The organism is Arthrobacter antibioticus, assembly GCF_030063205.1.
In the GTDB taxonomy this organism is placed as follows: domain Bacteria; phylum Actinomycetota; class Actinomycetes; order Actinomycetales; family Micrococcaceae; genus Specibacter.
In genome coordinates this window covers 1-23844 of the sequence record NZ_JASISQ010000004.1, presented here as the reverse complement: position 1 = coordinate 23844, position 23844 = coordinate 1, and the positions used below count along the sequence as shown (strand labels likewise).

Annotated in this window: 20 protein-coding genes and 1 tRNA gene; 18 read left to right on the top strand and 3 right to left on the bottom strand. The window is 58.6% G+C overall.

Features of this window, described 5'->3' with window-relative positions; genetic code table 11:
* Positions 1–4 precede the first annotated feature (4 nt).
* From QMG40_RS09925 to QMG40_RS09905, 5 genes are all read left to right on the top strand, one after another.
* Positions 5–2014, top strand: a complete 2010-nt coding sequence (locus tag QMG40_RS09925) for an acetyl/propionyl/methylcrotonyl-CoA carboxylase subunit alpha (RefSeq protein ID WP_283530897.1) — start codon at positions 5–7, stop codon at positions 2012–2014.
* A 53-nt stretch (positions 2015–2067) separates the two neighbouring features.
* Positions 2068–3225, top strand: a complete 1158-nt coding sequence (locus tag QMG40_RS09920) for an acyl-CoA dehydrogenase family protein (RefSeq protein WP_283530896.1) — start codon at positions 2068–2070, stop codon at positions 3223–3225.
* A 3-nt stretch (positions 3226–3228) separates the two neighbouring features.
* The gene (locus QMG40_RS09915; protein ID WP_283530895.1) at positions 3229–4041 is read left to right on the top strand and encodes an enoyl-CoA hydratase family protein; all 813 of its coding nucleotides are present in this window, start codon (positions 3229–3231) and stop codon (positions 4039–4041) included.
* A gap of 142 nt (positions 4042–4183) precedes the next feature.
* The gene (locus tag QMG40_RS09910; RefSeq protein ID WP_283530894.1) at positions 4184–5761 is read left to right on the top strand and encodes an AMP-binding protein; all 1578 of its coding nucleotides are present in this window, start codon (positions 4184–4186) and stop codon (positions 5759–5761) included.
* A complete protein-coding gene (locus tag QMG40_RS09905; protein ID WP_283530893.1) occupies positions 5745–6593 on the top strand; it encodes an SDR family oxidoreductase in 849 nt (282 codons plus the stop codon). The genes QMG40_RS09910 and QMG40_RS09905 overlap by 17 nt, the downstream gene beginning before the upstream one ends.
* Positions 6594–6614: 21 nt before the next feature.
* Here the strand turns inward: QMG40_RS09905 and QMG40_RS09900 are convergent, their stop codons facing one another.
* Both QMG40_RS09900 and QMG40_RS09895 read right to left on the bottom strand, forming a co-directional pair.
* Positions 6615–7235 carry a TetR/AcrR family transcriptional regulator gene (locus tag QMG40_RS09900; RefSeq protein WP_283530892.1) on the bottom strand — a complete coding sequence of 207 codons (621 nt, stop codon included), beginning with the start codon at positions 7233–7235 and terminating at the stop codon, positions 6615–6617.
* Between the two features lie 4 nt (positions 7236–7239).
* Positions 7240–8094 (bottom strand): enoyl-CoA hydratase-related protein, encoded by an 855-nt coding sequence (locus QMG40_RS09895; protein WP_283530891.1) that lies wholly within the window; start codon positions 8092–8094, stop codon positions 7240–7242.
* Positions 8095–8379: 285 nt separating this feature from the next.
* Here QMG40_RS09895 and QMG40_RS09890 point away from each other — a divergent pair, with 285 nt between their 5' ends.
* The 5 genes from QMG40_RS09890 (at position 8380) to QMG40_RS09870 (ending at position 15468) form a co-directional block, all read left to right on the top strand.
* Entirely contained in the window at positions 8380–9603 is a 1224-nt protein-coding gene (locus QMG40_RS09890) for an acetyl-CoA C-acetyltransferase (RefSeq protein WP_283530890.1), read from the top strand.
* A 22-nt stretch (positions 9604–9625) separates the two neighbouring features.
* Positions 9626–11818 carry a 3-hydroxyacyl-CoA dehydrogenase NAD-binding domain-containing protein gene (locus tag QMG40_RS09885; protein WP_283530889.1) on the top strand — a complete coding sequence of 731 codons (2193 nt, stop codon included), beginning with the start codon at positions 9626–9628 and terminating at the stop codon, positions 11816–11818.
* Positions 11818–12714: a crotonase/enoyl-CoA hydratase family protein gene (locus QMG40_RS09880; RefSeq protein ID WP_283530888.1), complete on the top strand. Its 897-nt coding sequence runs from the start codon at positions 11818–11820 to the stop codon at positions 12712–12714. The genes QMG40_RS09885 and QMG40_RS09880 overlap by 1 nt, the downstream gene beginning before the upstream one ends.
* Before the next feature lie 77 nt (positions 12715–12791).
* Positions 12792–14324 (top strand): acyl-CoA synthetase, encoded by a 1533-nt coding sequence (locus QMG40_RS09875; protein WP_283530887.1) that lies wholly within the window; start codon positions 12792–12794, stop codon positions 14322–14324.
* A gap of 91 nt (positions 14325–14415) precedes the next feature.
* Positions 14416–15468 (top strand): MBL fold metallo-hydrolase, encoded by a 1053-nt coding sequence (locus QMG40_RS09870; protein ID WP_283530886.1) that lies wholly within the window; start codon positions 14416–14418, stop codon positions 15466–15468.
* 68 nt (positions 15469–15536) lie between these two features.
* On the opposite strand, the gene QMG40_RS09865 is transcribed toward QMG40_RS09870, so the two are convergent.
* The gene (locus QMG40_RS09865) at positions 15537–16073 is read right to left on the bottom strand and encodes a MarR family winged helix-turn-helix transcriptional regulator (RefSeq protein ID WP_283530885.1); all 537 of its coding nucleotides are present in this window, start codon (positions 16071–16073) and stop codon (positions 15537–15539) included.
* A 169-nt stretch (positions 16074–16242) separates the two neighbouring features.
* Here QMG40_RS09865 and QMG40_RS09860 point away from each other — a divergent pair, with 169 nt between their 5' ends.
* The 8 genes from QMG40_RS09860 (at position 16243) to QMG40_RS09825 (ending at position 23595) form a co-directional block, all read left to right on the top strand.
* Complete coding sequence (locus QMG40_RS09860; RefSeq protein ID WP_283530884.1) at positions 16243–17010, top strand: electron transfer flavoprotein subunit beta/FixA family protein; 768 nt, start codon at positions 16243–16245, stop codon at positions 17008–17010.
* Between the two features lie 12 nt (positions 17011–17022).
* Positions 17023–18003: an electron transfer flavoprotein subunit alpha/FixB family protein gene (locus QMG40_RS09855; protein WP_283530883.1), complete on the top strand. Its 981-nt coding sequence runs from the start codon at positions 17023–17025 to the stop codon at positions 18001–18003.
* A 187-nt stretch (positions 18004–18190) separates the two neighbouring features.
* Positions 18191–19090, top strand: coding sequence for a cytochrome b/b6 domain-containing protein (locus tag QMG40_RS09850; RefSeq protein ID WP_283531186.1), 900 nt, complete (start codon positions 18191–18193; stop codon positions 19088–19090).
* 112 nt (positions 19091–19202) lie between these two features.
* Entirely contained in the window at positions 19203–20339 is a 1137-nt protein-coding gene (locus tag QMG40_RS09845; protein ID WP_283530882.1) for an acyl-CoA dehydrogenase family protein, read from the top strand.
* An 18-nt stretch (positions 20340–20357) separates the two neighbouring features.
* On the top strand, positions 20358–21437 hold the full coding sequence (locus QMG40_RS09840; RefSeq protein WP_283530881.1) for an enoyl-CoA hydratase/isomerase family protein: 1080 nt from the start codon (positions 20358–20360) through the stop codon (positions 21435–21437).
* A gap of 168 nt (positions 21438–21605) precedes the next feature.
* Positions 21606–22565 (top strand): 3-hydroxyisobutyrate dehydrogenase, encoded by a 960-nt coding sequence (gene mmsB / locus QMG40_RS09835; RefSeq protein ID WP_283530880.1) that lies wholly within the window; start codon positions 21606–21608, stop codon positions 22563–22565.
* Positions 22566–22655: 90 nt separating this feature from the next.
* Positions 22656–23432 carry an enoyl-CoA hydratase gene (locus QMG40_RS09830; protein WP_283530879.1) on the top strand — a complete coding sequence of 259 codons (777 nt, stop codon included), beginning with the start codon at positions 22656–22658 and terminating at the stop codon, positions 23430–23432.
* Between the two features lie 86 nt (positions 23433–23518).
* Positions 23519–23595 (top strand) — tRNA-Met (locus QMG40_RS09825).
* Positions 23596–23844: the final 249 nt, after the last annotated feature.

Genomic DNA, 23844 nt, shown 5'->3' with positions numbered 1-23844 from the left:
ACTCATGAGCCAACCCTCCACCAACGCTGAACCCATCACCCGTGTGCTCGTGGCCAACCGTGGCGAAATTGCCCGCCGCGTGTTCCACAGCTGCCGCGAACGCGGCATCGGCACTGTTGCGGTTTATTCCACGGCCGACGCCGGAGCCCCCTTCGTAGCCGAGGCCGACACCGCGGTGCACCTGCCTGGGACAAGCGCCGCCGAAACCTACCTGCGCGGTGAGCTCATCATTGCCGCCGCTCTGCGCGCCGGTGCTAACGCCATCCATCCGGGTTACGGGTTCTTGTCTGAGAACGGCGACTTTGCCAGGAGTGTTCAGGCTGCCGGGCTGATCTGGATTGGACCCTCCCCGGAAGCCATTGATGCCATGGGGGACAAGATTTCAGCCAAGCTCCTGGTGGAAGCAGGCGGAGTGCCGGTCCTGAGCGAGTTGGACCCGGCCGCTATCACCGAGGCGCAGCTGCCCGTGCTCATCAAAGCATCCGCCGGTGGTGGCGGCCGCGGAATGCGCATAGTGCGCGCATTGGCAGATTTGCCGGCCGAGCTTGAGACTGCCCGAACAGAAGCGGCGAGCGCTTTCGGTGACGGAACTGTTTTTTGTGAGCCGTATCTGGAAACGGGCCACCACGTTGAAGTGCAAGTCATGGCTGACACCCACGGCACCGTCTGGGCGGTAGGGGAGCGTGAATGCTCCATCCAGCGGCGGCACCAAAAAGTTGTGGAAGAGGCTCCTTCACCCTTAGTGGAGCGAACACCCGGCATGCGTGCGAAGTTGTTTGCGGCGGCCGTTGCAGCGGCCAAGGCCGTCAACTACGTGGGCGCCGGAACGGTGGAATTCTTAGCCGATGCCTCTGGACGCTTTTACTTCTTGGAGACCAACACACGCCTGCAGGTGGAACACCCTGTCACCGAGTGCACCACAGGGTTGGACCTGGTGGCGCTGCAACTTGATGTGGCAGCAGGTGCTGCCTTGGCCGAACAACCGCCGGCACCACACGGCTCATCCATTGAGGTGCGCCTCTATGCTGAGGATCCAGCCGCTGGCTGGGCCCCGCAGACCGGTACGGTGCAGCGCTTTGACTTTGATGGGCTGGCGGCGAACTTCGCGCTGCCCACCCGTGAGCGGGGGGTGCGTTTGGACTCGGCTGTTGAAGCTGGTTCCACTGTCTCCATCCATTACGATCCCATGCTGGCCAAGCTTATTGCCTGGGCGCCCACCCGGGTGGAGGCGGCCCGCTCACTGGCCCGGGCATTGTCCCGTGCGCGGATCCACGGTGTCCGCACCAACCGGGACTTGCTGGTGAACATCCTGCGGCACGAGGCCTTTCTGGCCGGTGAAACAGATACAGCATTCCTTCCCACCCATGGGCTCGAGGTATTAGCGGCCCCGGTGGCCGGAGCGGACGAGGAAAAAGTTGCGGCGCTCGCAGCAGCCCTTGCGGCAGCGGCGCTACGCCGCACACAAGCCCCCACGTTGGGGCTACTACCCAGCGGTTGGCGGAACTTGCGCTCCATGCCACAGCAATCCACGCTGGTGGGCCCGGCCGGGGAACACAACGTCTCATATGAGATGACACGAGACGGGCTAATGGCAGAGGGGTTCGGCGGTGCCGCCATTGTCCATCTCAGTGCCGAGAACGTGAGCCTTGAGCTGGAGGGACTGGTGCGCTCCTGGTCGGTAGCACACTACACCACCGCTGCTGGGACTGTTCTTGAGGTTGATGGTGACGGCGGCTCCATCACCTTTACGGAGGTGGAGCGTTTCCCGGACCCCAGCCTTGCTGTGGCAGAAGGTTCATTGACAGCACCCATGCCGGGCGCTGTGGTGAACGTGCATGTTGCCGCGGGGGATCAGGTGACGGCGGGGCAGCCGCTTCTGGTGTTGGAAGCCATGAAGATGCTGCACACCATCGGGGCGCCAGCGGACGGGATCGTTTCCGAACTGCATGTCACTGTGGGACAAAATGTGGACGTGGGCATGGTCCTGGCCGTCGTGGAAGTGCAGCCTGAATGAGCCCCGCCGGAACACTTCCCAAAAAAATTTTCCAACTCAATGAGGAGCAATAAATGAGCATTGTTGAAACAGACGAACAGCAGGCCTTGCGCGCAGCGGTGCGTGAGATCGTCAATAAATACGGTCCTGACTACGCCAACAAGCACGCGCGTGCAGGCGAAACCATGACTGAGCTATGGCAGGAACTTGGTGAGTCCGGTTTCCTGGGCGTCTCAATTCCGGAAGAATATGGTGGAGGTGGGCAAGGAATCTATGAGTTGACGGCCGTATTGGAGGAAACCTCCATACTGGGTGCGTCCATGCTGATGATGGTGGTTTCCCCCGCTATCTGCGGAACCATCATCGCCAAATACGGCACCGATGAACAGAAGCAGCGCTGGCTGCCAGGGTTTGCCGACGGTTCCATCGTCATGTCCTTCGGCATTACCGAACCCGAGGCTGGATCTAACTCGCACAATATTTCCACCGTGGCCCACCGCGATGGTGACGATTGGGTCCTGAACGGCCGCAAGGTCTACGTGACAGGCGTCAATAGTGCCGACTACGTTCTGATAGTTGCCCGCACGGTGGATGAGCGCAGTGGGCGCCTCCGTCCAGCCATGTTTGTGCTGCCTCGGGAAACACCGGGTTTTGAATACAGGGAAGTGGAGATGGACATCATTGAGTCCGAGAAACAGTACCTGCTTTTCCTGGACGATGTTCGCCTGCCAGCCGAGGCTCTGGTGGGAGGGACGGATGCACCCTTAGAAGCATTATTTGCCGGTCTGAACCCGGAGCGCATTATGGCTTCGGCCATAGCTGTCGGCACGGGCCGCTACGCCATCAACAAGGCGGTTGCGTACGCCAAGGAACGGGAGGTATGGGGTCAGCCCATTGGAGCGCACCAAGGTGTTGCCCACCCCCTTGCCAAGAGTCATATTGAGCTTGAACTGAGCCGGCTCATGATGCTGCGCGCCGCAGCTTTGTACGATGCGGGTGAAGATATGGCTGCCGGGGAAGCCGCGAATATGGCCAAATATTCTGCAGCCGAAGCCAGCATTAATGCCTTGGATACGGCTATCCAGGCCATGGGCGGGAATGGTCTGAGCAAGGAATATGGGCTGGCACAGATGCTGGGACTGGCCAGGATCGGCAGGGTGGCCCCGGTGAGCAGGGAAATGGTGCTGAACTTTGTGGCCCAGCATTCCCTCGGTCTGCCCAAGAGCTACTGATCCATGGCTACTGAATCCCAGCCGGGGCGCAGTGGGTCAGCTGACGCTGAGCTGGTGCATTATGGCCTTGCAGCCGGAATTGCCACTATCACCCTGGACTCACCGGCCAACCGCAATGCGCTCTCACAACAGCTAGTGGCGCAGTTACTGGCCAGGTTGGAACAGGCCTGTGCCGAGGCGGCCGATGGCAGTGTGCGCGTTATTGTGCTGGCCCATACAGGCAAGGTCTTTTGCGCTGGAGCGGACCTGAAAGAAGCTGGTGCGCAAGGAGTTGCGGAGGGCGCGCAGAATCTGGCGAAGATTATGCGCAGCATCCTGAGCGCCCCGGTGCCGGTGGTTGCCCGGGTCGACGGCGTGGCCCGGGCAGGGGGGCTGGGCATCTTGGGTGCCGCAGACATAGTTGTGGCCCATACGGCTGCCACCTTTGCCTTCTCTGAAGTGCGGATTGGGCTGGGCCCGGCCATCATCTCCCTGACCACCATGGGGCGCATGAGCAGCCGTTCGGTGTCACGCTATTACCTCACGGGGGAGAGCTTTGATGCTGTTGCTGCGCAGGAGTGCGGACTCATCACCTGCGCTGCGGAGGATGTGGATGGCGTCCTTGAACCTATTTTGGAAAATCTCCGCCTGGGTGCCCCGCAGGGGCTGGCCGAAAGCAAGAAGGTGGCGGCGGCACCCATGCTGGCCCAGTTGGATGCGGGGGTTGCAGAAATGACGGCACTCTCTACCAGACTCTTCACCACTGATCAGGTTAAGGAAGGCATGGCGGCATTCTTGGAACGCCGTCAACCGTCCTGGCAACTCCCCACTTCCTAGTGACGCTCCTTCAGGCAACGTTCACTTTGCACCAACGCTCCTTCACAACACGCCGTGGTTTGGCGCAACACTCGATCCACACAAGATAGAACCTCGCAGACCAGAAGCCGGCAATGATGCCGGCGCCAAAGAAAGGCTTGCCATGACCCTTGACGCCCTTGCGCCCCCAGTATTCCTCCAGGACCGACTTGATCATTGGGCGCAGCACCGCCCCGATGCTCCAGCAATCACCTTTGGTGACGTCAGCTACACATGGGCGCAATGGCGTCCAAGGATCCTGCAGCTCACCGAAGCCTTGCGTGCCGCAGGGATCAAGCGTGGCGAGCGCATTCTCACCTTCGATTTAAACCACCTCGCCATTATTGAGCTAACGTACGCGGCTTCGGCACTAGGTGCAGGCACTGTGGTGGGCAACTACCGTCTGGCACCAAGCCAACTGGCGTACGTTCTGAGGGACTCCGCGCCGAAGATTGTTTTTTATGGAGCGGAGTTACATAGCGTTGTGGAGGCAGCAAACGCCGAAACGCCCCTACCGCGCACAGTTGTCATTGGTGGAGACAATGACGAGTTTGAGGCATTCCTCTCTAGCGGTGCAGCGACCGCAGCTGAGGCAGAAGTAGACCAGGACGTTAACCCCGATGACACAGTTCTTGTCGTTTACACCTCCGGAACAACGGGAACCCCCAAGGGTGTGGAGCTGACTCACAAGAGCGTGAACATGCACAGTGTTGTCTCCAACTACGGATTGGGGATGGCACCGGAGCATGTCAGTATGGTGGGGATGCCCATGTTCCATGTGGGTGGCTCATGCTATTTCCAGGTGGGTGTTTATGCCGGTGCCAAGACCATTTTTCTTCGAGATGCCTCAGGTCCGGCCATGATGAAAGCTATTGCCGACGGTGCCACTCACTCCTTCATAGTCCCGGCTGTTATCCATGCTGTTCTGGCCGGCGGTCCTCAGGCAGCGGCGGCTTTTGCTCCGATGAAAAAGATTGCCTACGGTGCCTCACCCATGCCGTTACCACTGCTGACCAGAACACTCGCAGCGTGGCCCAATACTGAGCTGGCGCATGTCTTTGGGATGACTGAAATGTCCGGAATCGGCACAATGCTCCAAGATTCGGATCACCGAAACCCTCCACGTCCGGAAGTTTTGCAGTCAGTAGGCAGGGTCCTGCCAGGTGTGGAGATGAGAATCGCGGACCCCATTACACACGAGGTACTCCCGACCGGCGTCAATGGCGAGATCCAGATCCGCGGCGGGCAAAATATGAAGGGGTACCTAAATAAGCCGGAGGCAACAGCCAACTCCATCACCGCGGATGGCTTCCTTTGTTCCGGGGACATCGGGCACATGGACCAAGACGGCTACCTGTACATGGTTGACAGGCTCAAGGACATGATCATCTCCGGTGGCGAAAACATCTACTGTCCCGAAGTGGAGAATGCGCTCATGTCCCACCCCGAAGTCGCGGAGGGAATCGTCATGGGTGTCCCAGATCCCAAATGGGTAGAGACTGTCAAAGCTGTTGTTGTCCGCGCTCCGGGCAGTACAGTGAGCGAAGCTGACATCATCGCGTTTTGCCGTGAACGTTTGGCGCATTACCAGTGCCCCACCTCAGTTGATTTTATTGACGAACTGCCGCGTAATGCGACAGGAAAAATTCTGAAGCGCGATCTGCGTGCACCGTATTGGAGTGGTCATGAGCGAAACATCTAGTGAAATTTCAACACTGAAGGGAAAGACAATCCTCATGTCAGGAGGTTCGCGCGGCATCGGCTTGGCCATTGCCATCCGGGCCGCCCGCGACGGCGCGAATGTGGTGCTAATTGCGAAAACGGACAGCCCGGATCCGCGATTGGAAGGAACCATCCACACTGCGGCGGCTGAGATTGAAGCGGCAGGTGGGAAGGTGCTCGCGGTGGTGGGCGACGTCCGCGACGACGAGACCATCGCCTCGGCCGTGCAGAACGCTGTGGATACTTTTGGCGGGATCGACATCGTGGTTAACAATGCCAGCGTGATTTCCCTGGATGGAACGTTGAAAGTGGCGGCCAAACGCTATGACCTCATGCAGGATGTCAACGTGCGCGGCACGTTCATGCTCAGCAAAGCAGCCCTGCCCCACCTGTTGCAGGCAGCTAATCCGCACATCCTCACGCTGAGCCCGCCGCTGAATTTAGACCCGAAGTGGCTGGGCGGGCACCCGGCCTACACGCTGGCCAAGTACGGCATGACGCTGGCGGCTCTGGGGTTCGCAGCAGAATTTGTCGGCCAGGGTGTGGCATCCAATGCCCTGTGGCCGCGCACCACCATCGCCACAGCAGCTGTGGCAAACCTGCTGGGCGGGCAGGGGATGATCCAGCGTTCACGGCACCCTGCCATCATGGCGGACGCCGCGCATGCAATCCTCACTACGCCCAGCAAGGAGCTGACTGGCCAAAGCCTCATTGACGAGGAATTCTTGCGTGCTCGCGGCGTGAGCGATTTCGCGAGCTACGCCGTTGACCCGTCAGCGGAGCTGATGATCGATCTCTATGTGGACCCCTAACCGCCCAGAGGTGATGTGGAATCAGATGGCCGGGATTGCTTCCTTGACGATCGCCCGCAGCGTGCTTGCCAACAGGGCGTGCACCTGCGGGCGGGTCAGTGACTTGCGCAGTAACCATTCACGGGCGCCACTGCGAGCAAGTTGGGTGTAAACCCTGAACATGGCCTTGATTTGCTCTTGGTCCTGTGTGCGCCCGCCCAGCCCGCACGCCTCGATCAGTAACTCGATGGAATCGTTCTCGGCCTCGATGAGGATTCTCTCAAGATCTGGATCGCGGCCCATACCGCTCGAGCCTAAAGCCAGCCAGGTAGCTCCGGATTGCTCCAATGAATCCAAGAACCACACCACAGCAAGATTTATGCGCTCGTGGATGGATCCTTCGGGCAGCAGTGTCACGGCCACCTCGGAGACAGTTGAGCTGACCTTGATGACTTCTAGATACAGCCCGCGCTTGTTGGAAAAGTAGTGGTTGATCAATCCGCGGGCAACACCGGCAGCCGCGGCAATGTCTGTGACCGAAACTTCCTCATACGGGCGAGCGTTGAAGAGTTTTTGGGCGCATAAAAAGATCTGCTGTCGTCGCTCGTCAGGGTTGAGGCGTTGCCGGCGCGGTTCAACTATTTCACTCTCAAAAGGTTTCATGGTGTCAATCTGTCTTTATCCACGGCAACCATTGTGGCAGGTCGTTTGGCACGCTCAACGGAAAGTGAGGAGGACGCTTTTCAAGGAACGATTCCACGCCCTCAGCAGCGTCTTTATGCTCTCCCACCCCGGAGATCAGTTGCGAATCAATAGCATGGGCGGGAAGAGGGGAGTCAAGGCCGCTGAGTCTATTGAGCATTTGTTTGATGACGGCAGTAGAGACCTCGGAGGTGTTCTCTATGAGGTCCCGGGCCAGGGTGTATGCGGCTTCAAGGACGTCCTCGGGTTCGTGCAATGAGGTGAGTAGTCCGGCGTCGAGCGCTTCAGCGGCCCCAAAGAGCCTGCCCGTGAGCATCCAGTCTGTTGCTTTTGAAACGCCCACAAGACGAGGTAGATACCAGACCGAGCCGCCCTCGGGGAAGATTCCGCGACGGCTGAAAGGGAAGGAGAAACGGGAGTCGTGTGCGGCCAGCCGGAAGTCACAGGAGAGCGTGATGGTTAGCCCGCCACCCACCGCTACTCCGCGCATGGCCGCAATGACAGGCTTGTTCATGGCATAGATGGTTTTTGAACAGCGTCCGGCAGGCTCCTGCCATTGCTCTGCATCGGAGAAGTCTGACATGACAAAGCGCCCGCCACTGAGCTCGGCACCAACGGAGAAGTTCTTGCCCACGCTTGTGAAGACCACAACCTGTACATCCGGGTCAGCATCTGCGCCCGTGAAGGCGTGCTCCAGCTCATCCGCCATGGTAAGTGTGTACCCATTGCGAGCCTCCGGACGGTTCAGCGCAACCGTCGCAATACGGTCGGTGACGACATAGGTGATGGCCGAGTAGGGGGTGTAAGGCTGCGCTGGCATGGTCATCGCTTTCAGTGCGGAAAGTAATCACTTGCATCAACTATTGACACGGTGTCAATAGTCCTGCACTATTGGCGTTATGTCAACAAGTTGGTTTTCCTTCGTCGGGATCGATGCGGATCTACCCGATGAATCCTTGTTGCACGGAGAATTCTTCACCGGCTGGCTGTAAGTCTGCCCTCATTTGTCACGGCAACATACGTCAAAACCGTAACCACCAACAGTTCTACCCACCGTCCCGCCCTGCACCCGTGCGGCTGGGATGACAATGGAAGGAAAGCTCACGTGAGCCAACACGCTGTACCGGAAGCATTTGTCTACGACGCCATTCGCACTCCTCGCGGCAAAGGAAAAAAGGGTGCCTTGCATGGCACCAAGCCCATCGACCTAGTGGTGGGCTTGATCCAGGCACTGCGTGAACGTCATCCTGAACTCGATGAGTCCCTGATTGACGATCTCATCCTCGGGGTGGTCTCACCTGTTGGTGATCAAGGCGCTGTCATTGCCCGCACCTCGGTCCTCGCTGCAGGGTTGCCGGACACCGTGGGTGGCGTTCAAGTCAACCGCTTCTGTGCCTCAGGGCTGGAAGCGGTGAATATGGCAGCTGCAAAGGTGCGCTCCGGTTGGGATCAGCTCATCATTGCCGGAGGCGTGGAGTCCATGTCACGGGTGCCGATCGGTTCCGATGGTGGTGCCTGGGCCATGGACCCGGCCACTAACTATGACAGCTACTTTGTGCCCCAGGGTGTTGGTGCGGACCTCATCGCCACCACGGAAGGCTTCAGCCGGGTAGACGTGGATGCTTATGCTGTGCGCTCGCAGGAGCTGGCAGCTAAGGCATGGAAAGAGGGGCGCTTCGCCAACTCCGTCATCCCCGTCAAGGATCAAAATGGCCTTGTCATTCTCGACCATGATGAACACATGCGCCCCGAGTCCACTGCCGAATCCCAGGCCGGGCTGCGCCCCGCTTTTGCTGCCATGGGTGAAGCAGGCGGCTTTGACGCCGTGGCACTGCAGAAGTTCCATGCTGTAGAGAAAATTGATCACGTGCACACTGCTGCGAACTCATCAGGGATTGTCGATGGCGCCGCCTTGGTCCTTGTGGGCAGCGCTGAGGTGGGAGAGCAACTTGGGCTAAAACCACGGGCACGGATTGTGGCTACAGCAACCTCTGGTGCTGACCCAACCATCATGCTCACAGGCCCCACCCCTGCCACCAGGAAGCTGCTGAAAACGGCCGGCCTGGGTGTTGCAGATATTGACCTGTTTGAAATTAACGAGGCCTTCGCCTCCGTGGTGTTGAAGTACCAGAAGGACCTGGGCATCCCGGATGAGAAGCTCAACGTCAACGGCGGGGCCATCGCCATGGGGCACCCGCTCGGTGCCACCGGGGCCATGATTCTGGGCACCGTGCTGGATGAACTTGAACGCACGGAAAAGCGCAGGGCGGTTATCACCTTGTGCATTGGCGGCGGCATGGGCGTGGCTACATTGATTGAGAGGGTCTAGGGCGATGAGTGAGACAGGGCAGATGAATCAGGCAACAGTGCAGAAGGCAAACACCATTCGCTGGGAGAAGGACGCTGATGGCGTCATCATCCTGACCATGGATGATCCGGCTCAGTCAGCTAACACCATGAACGCGAATTACATTGCGTCCATGCAGAAAGTCATAGATCGGCTCAGTGCGGAAATTGCAGCCGACCAGGCCAGCATTACAGGCATCATTTTAACCTCAGCTAAGAAGACATTCTTTGCCGGTGGCGACTTGAAGGACTTGGTGGGTGCTACTGCTGCCGATGCAGAGAGAATCTACTCGCTCGGCAAGAGCATCAAGACGCAGCTACGCACTTTGGAGACCCTGGGTAAGCCTGTTGTGGCAGCCATCAACGGTGCGGCACTGGGCGGTGGGCTTGAAATTGCCTTGGCCGCTCACCACCGCATTGCAGCGGACACCCGGGGCTCGGTCATTGGACTGCCCGAGGTTTCACTGGGTCTGCTTCCCGGCGGCGGTGGCATTGTCCGCACTGTGCGCTTGATGGGCATTGCTGATGCCACCATGAAGGTGTTGCTTCAAGGTCAAAAGTACAAGCCACGCAAGGCCCAAGAGATTGGTCTGGTCCATGACGTAGTAGACACGGTGGAAGAACTCATCCCCGCCGCAAAGGCCTGGATCCAGGCCAATCCAGAGGCGGTACAGCCCTGGGACGTGCCCAAGTACAAGATCCCCGGAGGCACACCGAGCACTCCAGCATTTGCCGCTAACCTGCCGGCGTTCCCAGCCAATCTGCGCAAGCAACTCAAAGGTGCAAACTACCCGGCGCCGCGCGCCATTCTGGCCGCCGCGGTTGAAAGTACCCAAGTGGACTTTGATACGGCGCTGGAGATTGAATCACGCTACTTCGTTGAGCTGGTGACGGGACAGGTCTCAACGAACATGATCAAGGCGTTCTTCTTTGACATGGCTCATATCACCTCCGGTGGCAGCCGCCCGGCGGGTTTCGAGAAGTACACGGCCAAAAAAGTGGCGGTGCTTGGTGCCGGCATGATGGGCGCAGGTATCGCCTATGTGTGTGCCCGTGGCGGCATGGACGTGGTGCTCAAGGACGTCTCCCTCGAGTCAGCGCAGCGGGGCAAGAACTACTCCAAGGTGCTCACCGACAAGGCAGTCAAAAGGGGCCAGTCAACGCAGGAGCAGGCTGATGCCCTGCTGGCAAAGATCACGCCCACCACCGAGGCTGCAGACTTGGCTGGATGTGATCTTGTCATTGAGGCCGTTTTTGAAAATGTGGAAGTCAAGCAAAAAGCCTTCGCGGACATCCAGAACATTGTTGGTCCCGATGCGGTTTTGGGCTCCAACACCTCAACCCTGCCGATCACTACGCTTGCAGAAGGTGTAAACAAGGCAGAAAATTTCATTGGCCTGCACTTCTTCTCCCCCGTGGATAAGATGCCTCTATTGGAGATCATTGCCGGTAAAAACACCTCCGATGCCACGCTGGCTAAGGCCTTCGACATCGCCATGCAAATCCGCAAGACCCCCATTGTGGTCAATGATTCCCGTGGTTTCTTCACCAGCCGGGTGATTGGCACGTTCATGAATGAGGCCATCGCCATGTTGGGTGAAGGTATTGCTGCCCCGTCCATCGAGCAGGCCGGTTTGCAGGCGGGATATCCTGCCGCGCCCTTGCAGCTGGCTGATGAGTTGAATCTGACGCTCATGTCCAAAATCCAGAAGGAGACCAAGGCCGGTCTGGAGGCCGAATCCGGTGTGCAGAAGTATCAGGACCACGCAGCTTATGGGATTCTTGATCGGATGATCGAAGAGTTTGGCCGTAAGGGCAAACTGGGTGGTTCGGGCTTCTACAATTACGCTGATGGCCACCGTGACGGCCTCTGGGGAGGCCTGAAGGAGAACTTTGGCGGTACATCGGAGATTCCGTTCGAGGACATGAAAGAGCGCATGCTCTTTGCCGAGTCATTGGAGACCGTCAGGTGCCTTGACGAGGGAGTCCTGCGCAGTGCAGCTGATGCCAATATTGGCTCCATCCTTGGCATTGGGTTCCCGGCCTGGACCGGCGGGGTGCTGCAGTACATGAACGGGTACGACGGCGGCCTAGCTGGTTTTGTGGCTAGGTCCCGTGAGCTCGCGGCCAAGTATGGCGAGCACTTCCTGCCGCCAGCATCACTTGTTGCCAAGGCTGAAAAGGGCGAGCAGTACTGATGGAAACAGGTGCTCCAGCGGTGGGTGCCGCTGCGGACTTTGGCACCGCTGGGTCCGTTTTTACCCGTGCCTGGACCGCCTTTGAAGTGACGACGGCACCCGCCCCGGCAGTCGCCGTCGTCCGTCTGCTTGGACCGGGCCGCGGAAACATGATGGGGTTGGCCTTCTGGGTGGAGCTACCTCAGGTTTTCGCGGCCTTGGACGCTGATGAAAGCGTGCGAGCAGTGATCATGACGGGCTCCGGAGCGCACTTCAGCACCGGCCTGGACGTGCAAGAGGTGTTAGGCGGTTGGCTGGGAAGGCTCAGTGCCGGTGCCACCGCCCAGGCAACGCAGCGCACCGAGCTGCTCGGGATGATTCGGACGCTTCAGGACGGTGTTACGGCCGTTGCCAGTTGCCGTAAACCGGTCATTGCAGCAATCTCCGGCTGGTGCATCGGTGGGGGCGTGGATCTGATCAGCGCCGCAGATATTCGGCTCGCCTCCGCGGAAGCAAAGTTCAGCATCAGAGAAGCGCGGCTTGCCATCGTTGCCGATGTGGGCAGTCTGCAAAGGCTCCGCGGAATTGTTGGTGAGGGCCATTTGCGCGAGCTGGCTTTCACCGCCAAGGACATTGCCGCCGAGCGGGCCGAGCGTATCGGTTTGGTCAACCAGAGCTATGCCGACCCGGAATCACTCATGAGTGCCGCATTGGCGATGGCTGCGGAGATTGCCGCCAACTCCCCGTTGGCGGTGGCCGGGACCAAGGCCGTGCTGAATGAGGGCCGCGAAGAAACCATTGCCCGGGGGCTGCGCCACGTGGCCCTATGGAACTCATCCTTTTTACATAGTGAGGATCTGCTTGAGGCAGTGGCCGCCATGGGTGAGCGAAGACAGGGAGTTTTTCACGGTAAATAGTGCTCGGAAGTACGCAGGATCAGTTTGAAATTTCCTTATTACAAGTCAATGTCGATTTCTATCACGAGGAGCTTTTCATGTATCTCACCCAAGGTTTACACCGTTCCCTGCAGTGCGACCCGCAGGGCGTGGCCACCATCTTCAAGGACCGGGTTCGCACTTATGCCCAACACGCTGATCGGATAGCTCGCTTTGCTGGAGCACTCCAGAACTTGGGTGTGCAAGCAGGGGACAGGGTGGCGATCCTATCCATGAATAGTGACAGATATGCTGAGTACCTGCTGGCCGTACCGTGGGCAGGCGCGGCGGTGAACCCTGTCAACATCAGGTGGAGCCCGGCGGAAATTTCGTACTCTTTGAATGACTCGGACACGCGGATCTTATTAATTGACGACGCATTTGTGCCCATGGCTGCGCTGCTGCGTGAGAAGGCGCCCGTGCTGACAACGCTCATCCACTGTGGTGACGGGCCCACACCGGAAGGCATGCTCTCATACGAAGAACTGGTGGTCGGTAGTGAGCCGGTAGAGGATGCCTACCGCAGCGGTGATGATTTGGCCGGTGTTTATTACACCGGTGGCACCACCGGATTCCCCAAGGGCGTGATGCTCAGCCACACCAACTTTGTCACGTCCGGGCTGGGCACAACAGCCTCGGGCGAGTTATTGCGCGCGGGTTCGGTGCTACTGCATGCAGCACCCATGTTCCACCTTGCCGATCTTGCTGCTTGGTGCGGACTAACAATTCTTGGCGGAACCCACGTCATGGTGCCTTACTTTGAGCCAACCAGCGTGTTTAAAGCGATGGAAGAGCACAAACCTACCGATGTACTGCTGGTGCCCACCATGATCCAAATCCTGGTGGACCACCCTGATAGTGGAAACTATGATCTGTCCTCCATGCAAAGAATGCTCTACGGTGGATCTTCTATATCCGAGGGAGTGCTGGAGCGTACCAAACAGCGTTTCCCAGGTATCCGTCTGACTCAGGCCTACGGCCAGACAGAAGCCGCCCCTGTTATCACTTTGCTGTTGCCAGATGATCACGAGGGGGTGCCGATGCGCTCGGGTGGCCGGGCGGCGCCGCACTGCCAGGTCGCCATTCTTGACCTGGATGGAAAAGAAGTCACCGTTGGCGAGGTTGGCGAGATCTGTGCCAAAGGTGCCCACGTCATGCGGGGCTACTGGAATAACCCGGAACAAACTGCACAAGCCTTGCGCGGCGGCTGGCTGCACACAGGAGACCTTGGCTACTTAGATGATGAAGGTTTTGTTTACGTTGTGGACCGCCTCAAAGACATGATCGTCACCGGCGGTGAAAATGTGTATTCGGCAGAGGTGGAAAATGCGCTGAGCAAGCACCCGGCTGTGGCGTCTTCAGCGATCATTGGTGTCCCTGATGAAAAATACGGGGAGCGCGTGCATGCTGTTGTGGTTCTGGCGCAGGGACAGGGTGTCACAGCCGAGGATCTTCAACTGCATTGCCGGGAGCACATCGCAGGATATAAGGTGCCGCGGAGTTTTGAATTTCCAGAAGCCCTGCCCATGTCCGGTGCCGGCAAAATTCTCAAACGCGAGCTGCGGGATAACTACACCGCATCGCAGGCGTAACGAGTGTGGGCCCGAGTTGGCAGTAGCTGAGCGGCAAGGGCTCACACCAGTACCAAATTTTTGTCAGCATTTTTAGCTCCTGGAGGGCATCATGATCACCATCACCGGCACCGAACAATTCCAAGCGTGGCAGGACAAGGTGATCCCTGCCGTGGAAGAGGTGCGTGCCGGTGTCTGGTCGATCCCTGTTCCTTTTATTAACAACCCCATGCGTTACACGCTGTGTTACGTGCTTGTGGGCCAGGAATCTAACGGCGTGCGGGAGGTGGCGTTGGTGGATCCGGGCTGGGACTCTGAGGAGGGTTGGGACGTTCTCAAGTCCGGACTAAGAGTTGCGGGGTTGGAGCCAGCTGACATCACAGGGATCATTGTTACCCATTTCCACCCCGACCATCTCGGCATGGCGGCTCGGTTGCGGGCCGCCTCCGGGGCATGGGTGGCATTGGGGGAGAACGAGCCGCTACCTTCGCAGTGGCGTAGTGACTCGGATCGGTTTGTGGCTGAAGACAAAATTCAATTTACCCAGTGGGGTGTGCCCGCCGAATATTTGGATGAGGTGACTTTTGACGCTCACATGTGGATGCAAATGACAAACGTTGAAGAGCCGGAACATCGTTTGGCTGATGGCGAGCTGGTGCCCATCGCAGGGTTGAAAGTTCGTGTTATGGCCACTCCCGGGCACACTCCCGGGCATATCTGCCTCGTTGATGAGGCGAATGAACTCATTCTTACCGGTGACCACGTGCTGCCCCGGATCACACCGCATGTCTCCCTCGAAGCACAAAACCACTTGGACCCACTGGCCGATTATTTGCGTTCCTTGGAGATTATGGGTGCAGGTGCGCAGATGGAGGTGCTGCCGGCACATGAATACCGTTTCCGCGGCCTGATTGACCGTGTGGGAGAACTGAAGGAGCATACTCTAGAACGGTCCCGCGAAGTCATGACAGTGCTGGATGCGGGCTCTGCAAAAACCGTGTGGGATGTTGCCCGGGAGCTGACGTGGTCGCGCGGATTCCCGTCCTTGCGAGGGTTCACACTGCGCCTGGCGCTGGCGGAAACTGCTAGCCACCTTGTCTATGTAAAGGGACAGGGCGTGGCTGTCGAGATTGATCTTTCACGCGGCACCCCGGTCCCACGCTGATGGTGCTGCGCCCATGTACCTCTAATAGTCCAAAATACGACACCTTAAAATACGGTGCCCCAAGGGGTTTAGAGCGGATCCGGGTACTGAACGGGGTCTATGAAGTCACCGGAAGCGCGGCGGAAGCGGGCAAGGATCTGCGTCAGGACCTGCAGATCTGCCGCCGGAATGCCAGGGTCGGCAAAGACGCCGGAGTTCAGCGCCGCCGTCGCCTCTTCGGCAAGGAGCCGCCCGGCACCGGTCACAATCACCAAGGTGGCACGGCCATCCGTGGGGTGGGCCTCCCGGCGCACCAAGGCATCCTTTTCCAGTCGGTGCACAACGCTTGTCACCGAGGTGGGATGGACCTGAAGGCGGGCGCTGGCGCTTGTCATCGGCAGGGCGCCGTCGCGGGTGAAGGACAAAAGTCGCAGCAGTTCAAGGCGAGCGTAGGACAGACCCAATGGTTTAAGTGCAGCGTCAACCCTGCTGTACATCAACTGATGGGCGCGCATGACGGAGGAATACGCGGCCATGGCGTCGGCGGCGTCGGTCCAGCCGTGAGCAATCCACTGGCGTTTGGCCTCGGCAATGGGGTCTATGGGCAGTGGAGACGCGGGAACCATTGCAAGCACCTTTCCTACGTGGGTGAGCACCTGGCCGGCGCAGCTGTGAAAGAAACAAAAATTACTTCGTCACAACAATTTACTTGGAATCCCTAGTAAATACTAGTGGTACCTAGTATTCTCTAAATGAGAGCTAGGCATCATGCAAATACTTCATAAGGAGCTGTCAATGAAGATCGTTGTACTTATCAAACAAGTTCCCGACACTGCGGATGAGCGTACGCTCGTCCCGGAAACCGGTTGGCTGGATCGTGACGCGGCGGATAACCTCGTTGACGAGGTCAATGAGCGTGCGCTGGAAGTGGCTCTACGCGTCAAGGACGCGGATAAATCCACCGAGATTATTGCCTTGGCTATGGGCCCGGATGAAGCCACCAAGGCGATTCGTAAAGCCCTGTCAATGGGTGCTGACTCCGGAGTTCACGTACTGGATGATACGTTGGCCGGCGCGGATGCCGCACGCACCGCAGCCGTTTTGGCCGCGGCCTTGCGCGCCGTTTCCGCAGATGTGATCCTTGCAGGCAAAGAATCAACCGATGGTCGTGGCGGGGTTGTTCCCGCGATGGTTGCCGAACACTTGGGCCTGCCCCTGGTTGGTGGGCTCTCCACAGTTGACTTGAGCTCTGGCACAGTATCCGGGGAGCGACAGGGTGAAACCGGTTCGCTCATCATCAGCGCACCTCTGCCTGCCGTTGTCACTGTCACTGAGTGGTCCGCCGAGGCACGGTTCCCCAACTTTAAGGGCATCCTGACAGCCAAACGCAAGCCTGTGACAACACTTTCGTTGGCGGATCTGGATGTAACGGCAACGCCGGCACATGCTGTTGTACTTTCACACAGCGAGCGGCCACCACGTGAGGCAGGACGCAAAATTGTTGACGATGGCACGGCCGGTTCACAGCTCGCTGCATACCTCATTGAAAATCGCTTGGTTTAGGAAGGGCATCCCATGACTCATGTACTAACACTTATTGAACTCACCGATCAGGGCGGTATTGCTTCATCCGCCCGTGGACTCCTTGGAGCTGCAAGCTCGCTGGGCACACCCGTTGCCGTGCTTGCCGTAGAAAACGAGCTAGCTGCCGACGTGGTGGAGCAGCTGGGCCAATCCGGCGCGGCTGCCATCTATCAAGCAGTGGGTCCCCTGGCCGGATCCGTGCTGACAGCCCCTGGCGTAGAAGCCTTGGAAGGCGCCGTTGCCGCTTTTTCGCCCTCCGCGATCCTCACAGCAAACTCAGTAGACGGCCGAGAAATTGCTGCCCGTCTAGCTGTCCGCGTTGGCGGGGCACTGTTGGTGGACGCCGTTTCATTGCGCCTTGACGGAGATCGCATTGTTGCCGGACACTCCATCTTTGGTGGGGCATACGACGTTGAGTCTGGCGTGGAGGGTGGTTTGCCCATCATCACAGTGCGCCAAGGCGCCATCGACGGTCTGACGGAGAACGCCAACACCGCCGGCGCTGTTGAAACAACAACAGTGGCACTGACCGGTGCCGGTATAGGTGCACAGATCGATTCGCGCAAAGACGCCCCTGCCACCAGCAGCAGGCCAGAACTGCGAGTTGCCAAGACGGTTGTCTCAGGTGGCCGTGGACTGGGCTCCAAAGAGAACTTTGTTTTGGTGGAACAGCTTGCGGATGCGTTGGGGGCAGCCGTTGGAGCTTCCCGGGCCGCTGTTGACGCTGGTTTTGTTGATGAGCATGCGCAGGTTGGACAGACCGGTGTGAGCGTCTCCCCTCAGCTGTACATCGCCTTGGGAATTTCCGGGGCCATCCAGCACCGGGCTGGTATGCAGACGGCAAAAACAATTGTGGCTATCAACAAGGACGCAGACTCGCCCATCTTTGATGTGGCAGATCTGGGTATTGTGGGGGATGTGTTCACTGTGGTGCCGCAATTCCTTGAGGCACTGGCAGCCCGCCCGTCCTAGTATGTAGTGCAGATCATCACTTGTTCCTCATTTACAGGCTCTAACAAATAGAGACTGATCGCGCAGCGAAATTATGCAACGGCCCTGGAGGCTGTGACTTCCTTAGAAGTTCTTGAAAGAGGTTTTTTAGACCATGTCGACCCCCACAAATAAGCAGGCCGCCGGCATCCAGGCTAGGTGGCAGGCCATGGGCCTGTGGACCAAAATTACTGTCTCTGCTGCAATTTTGGTGCTTATGTTGCTAATAGCCGTTCTTGTGGCTCGCTGGCTTACCGGTTTGGCGCCGGTTGCCTCTTTCATGCAGACCTATCCGGGAGCCTCTGAGTTACCGCCCGGAGCTCCGGTTGGGTTGCCCGCCTGGCTTGGCTGGCAGCACTTCGTGAACACGTTCTTGATCCTTTTGATCATCCGCTCGGGCTGGCAGGTGCGCACCACCAAGCGCCCGTCCGCCCACTGGGTGCGCAACAACAAAGGGCTGATCAAAACAAAGAATTCGCCAACCAAGATCAGCCTCGATTTGTGGTTTCACCTCACCCTGGATGCCCTGTGGGTGCTCAATGGCGCCATCTTCATTGTGGCGCTGTTCTTCACAGGCCAGTGGATGCGTATTGTGCCCACGAGCTGGGACGTTTTCCCGAACGCCCTTTCGGCTGGACTGCAGTATCTCTCCCTTGACTGGCCAACTGATAACGGCTGGGTGAATTACAACGGCTTACAGCTGCTGACCTACTTCATCACCGTCTTCATTGCCGCTCCGCTAGCCATCGCCACAGGCCTGCGGATGTCAGGTGCCTGGCCAAAGAACGCCACCACGTTGAATAAGATCTACCCCATCCAAGCCGCCCGGGCCCTGCACTTTCCGGTGATGCTGTACTTCGTAGGATTCATCGTGGTGCACGTGACCCTGGTCCTGGCCACCGGCGCCCTGCGCAACCTCAACCACATGTATGCCTCAAGTGACGCTGTGAACTGGTGGGGCTTTGGCATCTTTGCGGCATCCCTGGTTGTTATTGCTGCTGCCTGGTTCCTGGCCCAACCATTGTTCCTTCGACCCGTTGCATCCCTGATGGGCAAGGTCACCAAGTAAATATTTTTTGGCCGCCCATGATCTGGGCGGCCAAAATAGTCCGCCCACAATCCGGGTGACCAACAGGGAGCCCAACAACTGACGCCGCAACGATGCGGTACTAGGAGGCGCCATGAACGAGCTCACACCCGACCAAGAAGCAATGGTAGAAATGGTGCGCGACTTTGCCGCCACCGAACTAGCCCCGCACACGGCGCAATGGGATGAGGATAAGCACTTCCCGGTGGATGTGCTGGCCCAGGCCGGGGCCCTTGGCATGGGTGGTATTTATGTGGGTGAGGAGCATGGCGGCTCCGGACTAAGCCGCACCGACGCTGTTCTGATCTTTGAAGAGCTCGCTGCCGTTGACCCCACCATCGCCGCCTATATTTCCATCCACAACATGGTTGCGTGGATGATCGACGCCTTCGGCAATGATACTCAGCGCCAGCAATGGCTCCCTGGCATTACCGCCATGAGCGAGCTGACAAGCTACTGTCTCTCCGAACCCGGTGTTGGCTCTGACGCCGCCGCTATCACCACCAAAGCGGTGCTTGATGGCGATGATTACCTGATTAACGGAACCAAACAATTTATTTCCGGCGCGGGTTCCTCCGCCTGGTATTTGGTGATGGTCAGGACAGCCGATCTGGGCGGGCGCGGAATCACCGCCGTCGTAGTTCCCCATGACGCCCCCGGGCTGAGCTTTGGTGCCAATGAAAAGAAGATGGGTTGGCGAGCTCAGCCCACCCGCCAGGTGGTCTTTGACAATGTTCGCATCCCCGTAACCAACAGGCTGGGTGAAGAAGGCGATGGGTTCGGTATTGCCATGAAGGGCCTGAACGGTGGGCGTGTGAACATTGGCGCTTGTTCGTTGGGCGGGGGCAGGGCTGCGCTGGAAAAGTCCATCGCTTACCTCAAAGAACGGCAGGCGTTTGGTGGCCCGCTCATTGAAAAGCAACACCTGCTCTTCGAGATTGCCCAGATGGACACCGATCTTGAGGTCTCCAGGACCATGCTGATGCGTGCCGCCAACGCCCTGGATACTGGTGCCGGTGACGCCGTGAAACTATGCGCCATGGCCAAACTTGTTGCCACGGATGCAGGGTTTCAGGTGGCCAACCAGGCACTGCAACTGCACGGCGGCTATGGGTACCTCAGCGAGTATGGGCTGGAAAAGCTTGTCAGGGACCTGCGGGTGCATCAAATTCTTGAAGGCAGCAATGAAATTATGCGTTTAATCGTGGGCCGTCTGGCCGTGGAGCGCTGAACCGTGGAGGATGGAAACGTGGAGGATGGAAACGTGGAGCACAACGACGTACTTATAGAGCGCAGCGGCCAGCTGGGGCACTTGGTGCTCAACCGGCCTCAGGCCATGAATGCACTTAACCACGCCATGGTCAAGGCTGTGGCACAGGCGTTGGATGAGTGGGAAACGGACGACGGCGTTGCAACAGTGCTCATCTCCGGCGCCGGTGAGCGCGGCTTGTGTGCTGGCGGAGACATTGTCTCGATCTACCACGACGCACGCACCGGAGGGAACTCCAGCGAGCAGTTCTGGCGCGATGAATACCACCTGAACGCACGTATCGAACGCTATCCCAAACCCATTGTGACACTGATGGATGGGGTTGTCTTAGGTGGTGGGGTGGGAATTTCAGCGCACGCCTCCCACCGCATTGTCACCGAGCGCTCCCGAATTGGCATGCCGGAAACCGGGATCGGCTTTGTCCCGGATGTGGGCGGCACCTACCTGCTTTCTCGAGCCCCAGGTGAGATGGGGACGCACGCGGGCCTTACCGGATCCATGGTCAGCGGGGCCGATGCCATCGCCATGGGGATGGCCAGCCACTATGTGGATTCCGGGCTGCTGCCCACGCTGGTTGCTGAGCTGGCCGAACGCAACGCAAGCACCGTAGTTGCACGGTATGGCCAGCTCCCACCCGAGTCTGCCCTTGGCAAGCAGCGGTGGTGGATTGATGAGGCGTACGCTCCGGACTGCGTTGAAACCATCCTTGAGCGCCTGGCCCGTGTTGGCGACCCTGCCGCCACCGCGGCAGCGGAAAAGATAGCGGCGAAGTCACCAACTGCGGTAGCTGTCACGTTGGCCGCACTGCGGCGGGCACGGCTACAGCCTTCTTTGGAGGCGGCATTGAACCAAGAACTGCGCGTGTCGCTGCGTGCCCTGCGCTGGCCCGACTTTGCCGAAGGAATCCGTGCGCAGCTTGTGGACAAGGACAGAAATCCGCAGTGGTCCCCTGCCTCTGCTGCAGAAGTTCCCCACGACGTAGTGGAGGGGGCATTTGCTGATTTGGGTGACCGCGAGCTGAATTTAACTGCACCTGATCAGGACACTGACATGCAGTAATCCCCTCTTCAGGGGAGCGAGTTTGAAGCAGGGGCATGCGGCGCACGGGAGTGCGGGCCAAAGAAGTGCGGGCCAAGAAAATGTGGTCCACGGAAATGTGGCCCACGGAAATGTGGCAGGGAGCAGTTGCGTAAACGGTAGGTCAGCGAACGGTGAAGGAGCGGGACCATGAGCGAAGAATCAATCACAGCACATGACACTGAAGGCGCCAGTAAGAAAGTTGCTTTCATTGGGCTCGGCCATATGGGCGGACCTATGGCGGCGAACCTGGTGGCTGCCGGGTATCAGGTGCACGGCTTCGATGTAGTGCCCGCTGCGCTGGCTGCTGCCGCGGAGGCCGGGGTGGTGGTTTGTGACTCATCAGCGCAAGCGGCCATGGACGCCGATGTCATCATCACCATGCTGCCGGCGGGAAAGCACGTCTTTGCTGCCTTGGAAGGCGAAGGGCCAGGCGGTGGGCTTCTGGCCGCGGCCAAACCAGAGGCGCTGTTCCTTGAATGCTCAACCATTTCTGTGGAAGATGCCCGCGCTACCCATAAATTGGTCAGTGGGCGTGGCCACAGGGCACTTGATGCGCCAGTGTCTGGCGGTGTCATGGGTGCCCAGGCCGGAACGCTGACGTTCATGGTGGGTGGATCCGAAGAGGACTTTGCGGCGGCGAAGAACCTATTTGAGGTGATGGGCAAACGCATTGTGTTGTGCGGCGGGCCCGGCGCGGGACAAGCCGCCAAAGTGTGTAACAACATGATTCTTGGCGTGTCCATGATCGCCGTCAGTGAGGCGTTTGTGCTGGGCGAAAAGCTTGGGCTCACGCACCAGGCACTCTTTGATGTTGCCGCCAATGCCTCAGGGCAATGCTGGTCCCTGACAACCAATTGTCCCGTTCCCGGACCAGTGCCAACAAGCCCCGCAAACCGCGATTACCAGCCTGGATTTGCCGGCTCACTGATGGCCAAGGACCTGGGACTGGCCGTTGAGGCGCTCAATGCCACCGGGGTGGATGCCGTCATGGGCCGTACTGCTGAAGAAATCTACCGCGAATTCTCCTTGGACGGCGGAGCCAGCACTGACTTTTCCTCCATCATCAACAGCATCAGAGCGGCCTCTAGCAAAACCGAGGCGGACTGAGCCCCGCGTTTGAATCAGAGCCGATAGAGCTTCAACCAATTATTTTCTTCGCGATTAACCTGCGCACGATCAAACGAACGGAACTTCTCCATGACTGAAAACTCCCTGATCCTGACCGAACAACGTGGCCGTGTAGGCATTATTACGCTGAACCGTCCCGAGGCATTGAACGCACTCAGCGATGCCATGGGCCGTGAGATCCTTACGGCAGCGCAGCAGTATGATACCGATATTGGTATCGGGGCCATTATTATCACCGGGTCCTCCAAGGCTTTTGCCGCGGGGGCTGACATCAAGGAGATGGTGAACAAGTCCGCGGTGGAGATGTACCAAGCCAACTGGTTCTCAGCGTGGGATGAGTTGGCACGGGTTCGCACGCCGATCATCGCTGCAGTGGCAGGCCATGCACTAGGTGGTGGCTGCGAACTGGCAATGATCGCGGACTTCATCATCGCCGCTGATAACGCCAAATTCGGTCAGCCCGAAATTAAGCTTGGCGTTATCCCCGGTATGGGCGGTTCGCAACGGTTGACTCGTGCTATCGGTAAGGCCAAAGCCATGGAAATGGTCTTGACCGGACGGGTCATGGGAGCACACGAAGCCGAACAGGCGGGCCTTGTTGCCCGCGTTGTTCCCGTGGATTCACTGATGGAGGATGCGCTGGCCACCGCCGCGACGATTGCGGGGATGTCAAAGCCTGTGGCCATGATCGCCAAGGAGGCGGTTAATGCTGCGTTTGAGACCACCTTGGCTGAAGGCGTTCGCATGGAACGCCGTTCAATTTTCGCCTGCTTTGCTACGGAAGATCAAAGTGAAGGCATGAAAGCTTTCACTGAAAAGCGTCCGGCGGAGTTCAAGCACCGCTAGCGTCAGGGAGAAAGTGTCCCGTTTCTGGTGCGGGTACCTCCTCGAGTTGGTGATTGGAGAAATCGCATGTACTGTTGAGGACGCAACGCGGGGTGGAGCAGTTCGGTAGCTCGCCGGGCTCATAACCCGGAGGTCACAGGTTCAAATCCTGTCCCCGCAACCAGATGAGGAAAATCCTCGGCCATGTAGGCCGGGGATTTTTCGTATCCCGGCCCATTTATACTTGCGCCGAGATGAACCTCGCGGAAAATACGCCGGAAAAACTGGCCAGGAGCACAGAAATGCGGGTTAGCGGCCAAAATGTGTGTACAGCCCGGGCGTGTCAGTGGCTTCTTCCGCCCCATCCTTGTTGAATTCCGTTGCCGTCTTCTGGGCTGAAGGCTGTGTCGTAGAGGGCAGGGCCGATGGGCTC

What these genes read in the sequence shown, in the direction of transcription:
- QMG40_RS09915 (WP_283530895.1), top strand. Translation starts at nt 3,229, where the DNA reads ATGGCTACTGAATCCCAGCCGGGGCGCAGTGGGTCAGCTGACGCTGAG.
- QMG40_RS09830 (WP_283530879.1), top strand. Translation starts at nt 22,656, where the DNA reads ATGACTGAAAACTCCCTGATCCTGACCGAACAACGTGGCCGTGTAGGC.
- QMG40_RS09900 (WP_283530892.1), bottom strand. Translation starts at nt 7,235, where the DNA reads ATGAAACCTTTTGAGAGTGAAATAGTTGAACCGCGCCGGCAACGCCTC.
- QMG40_RS09895 (WP_283530891.1), bottom strand. Translation starts at nt 8,094, where the DNA reads ATGCCAGCGCAGCCTTACACCCCCTACTCGGCCATCACCTATGTCGTC.
- QMG40_RS09855 (WP_283530883.1), top strand. Translation starts at nt 17,023, where the DNA reads ATGACTCATGTACTAACACTTATTGAACTCACCGATCAGGGCGGTATT.
- QMG40_RS09910 (WP_283530894.1), top strand. Translation starts at nt 4,184, where the DNA reads ATGACCCTTGACGCCCTTGCGCCCCCAGTATTCCTCCAGGACCGACTT.
- QMG40_RS09860 (WP_283530884.1), top strand. Translation starts at nt 16,243, where the DNA reads ATGAAGATCGTTGTACTTATCAAACAAGTTCCCGACACTGCGGATGAG.
- QMG40_RS09845 (WP_283530882.1), top strand. Translation starts at nt 19,203, where the DNA reads ATGAACGAGCTCACACCCGACCAAGAAGCAATGGTAGAAATGGTGCGC.
- QMG40_RS09885 (WP_283530889.1), top strand. Translation starts at nt 9,626, where the DNA reads ATGAATCAGGCAACAGTGCAGAAGGCAAACACCATTCGCTGGGAGAAG.
- QMG40_RS09870 (WP_283530886.1), top strand. Translation starts at nt 14,416, where the DNA reads ATGATCACCATCACCGGCACCGAACAATTCCAAGCGTGGCAGGACAAG.
- QMG40_RS09850 (WP_283531186.1), top strand. Translation starts at nt 18,191, where the DNA reads ATGGGCCTGTGGACCAAAATTACTGTCTCTGCTGCAATTTTGGTGCTT.
- QMG40_RS09925 (WP_283530897.1), top strand. Translation starts at nt 5, where the DNA reads ATGAGCCAACCCTCCACCAACGCTGAACCCATCACCCGTGTGCTCGTG.
- QMG40_RS09865 (WP_283530885.1), bottom strand. Translation starts at nt 16,073, where the DNA reads ATGGTTCCCGCGTCTCCACTGCCCATAGACCCCATTGCCGAGGCCAAA.
- QMG40_RS09875 (WP_283530887.1), top strand. Translation starts at nt 12,792, where the DNA reads ATGTATCTCACCCAAGGTTTACACCGTTCCCTGCAGTGCGACCCGCAG.
- QMG40_RS09880 (WP_283530888.1), top strand. Translation starts at nt 11,818, where the DNA reads ATGGAAACAGGTGCTCCAGCGGTGGGTGCCGCTGCGGACTTTGGCACC.
- mmsB (WP_283530880.1), top strand. Translation starts at nt 21,606, where the DNA reads ATGAGCGAAGAATCAATCACAGCACATGACACTGAAGGCGCCAGTAAG.
- QMG40_RS09905 (WP_283530893.1), top strand. Translation starts at nt 5,745, where the DNA reads ATGAGCGAAACATCTAGTGAAATTTCAACACTGAAGGGAAAGACAATC.
- QMG40_RS09920 (WP_283530896.1), top strand. Translation starts at nt 2,068, where the DNA reads ATGAGCATTGTTGAAACAGACGAACAGCAGGCCTTGCGCGCAGCGGTG.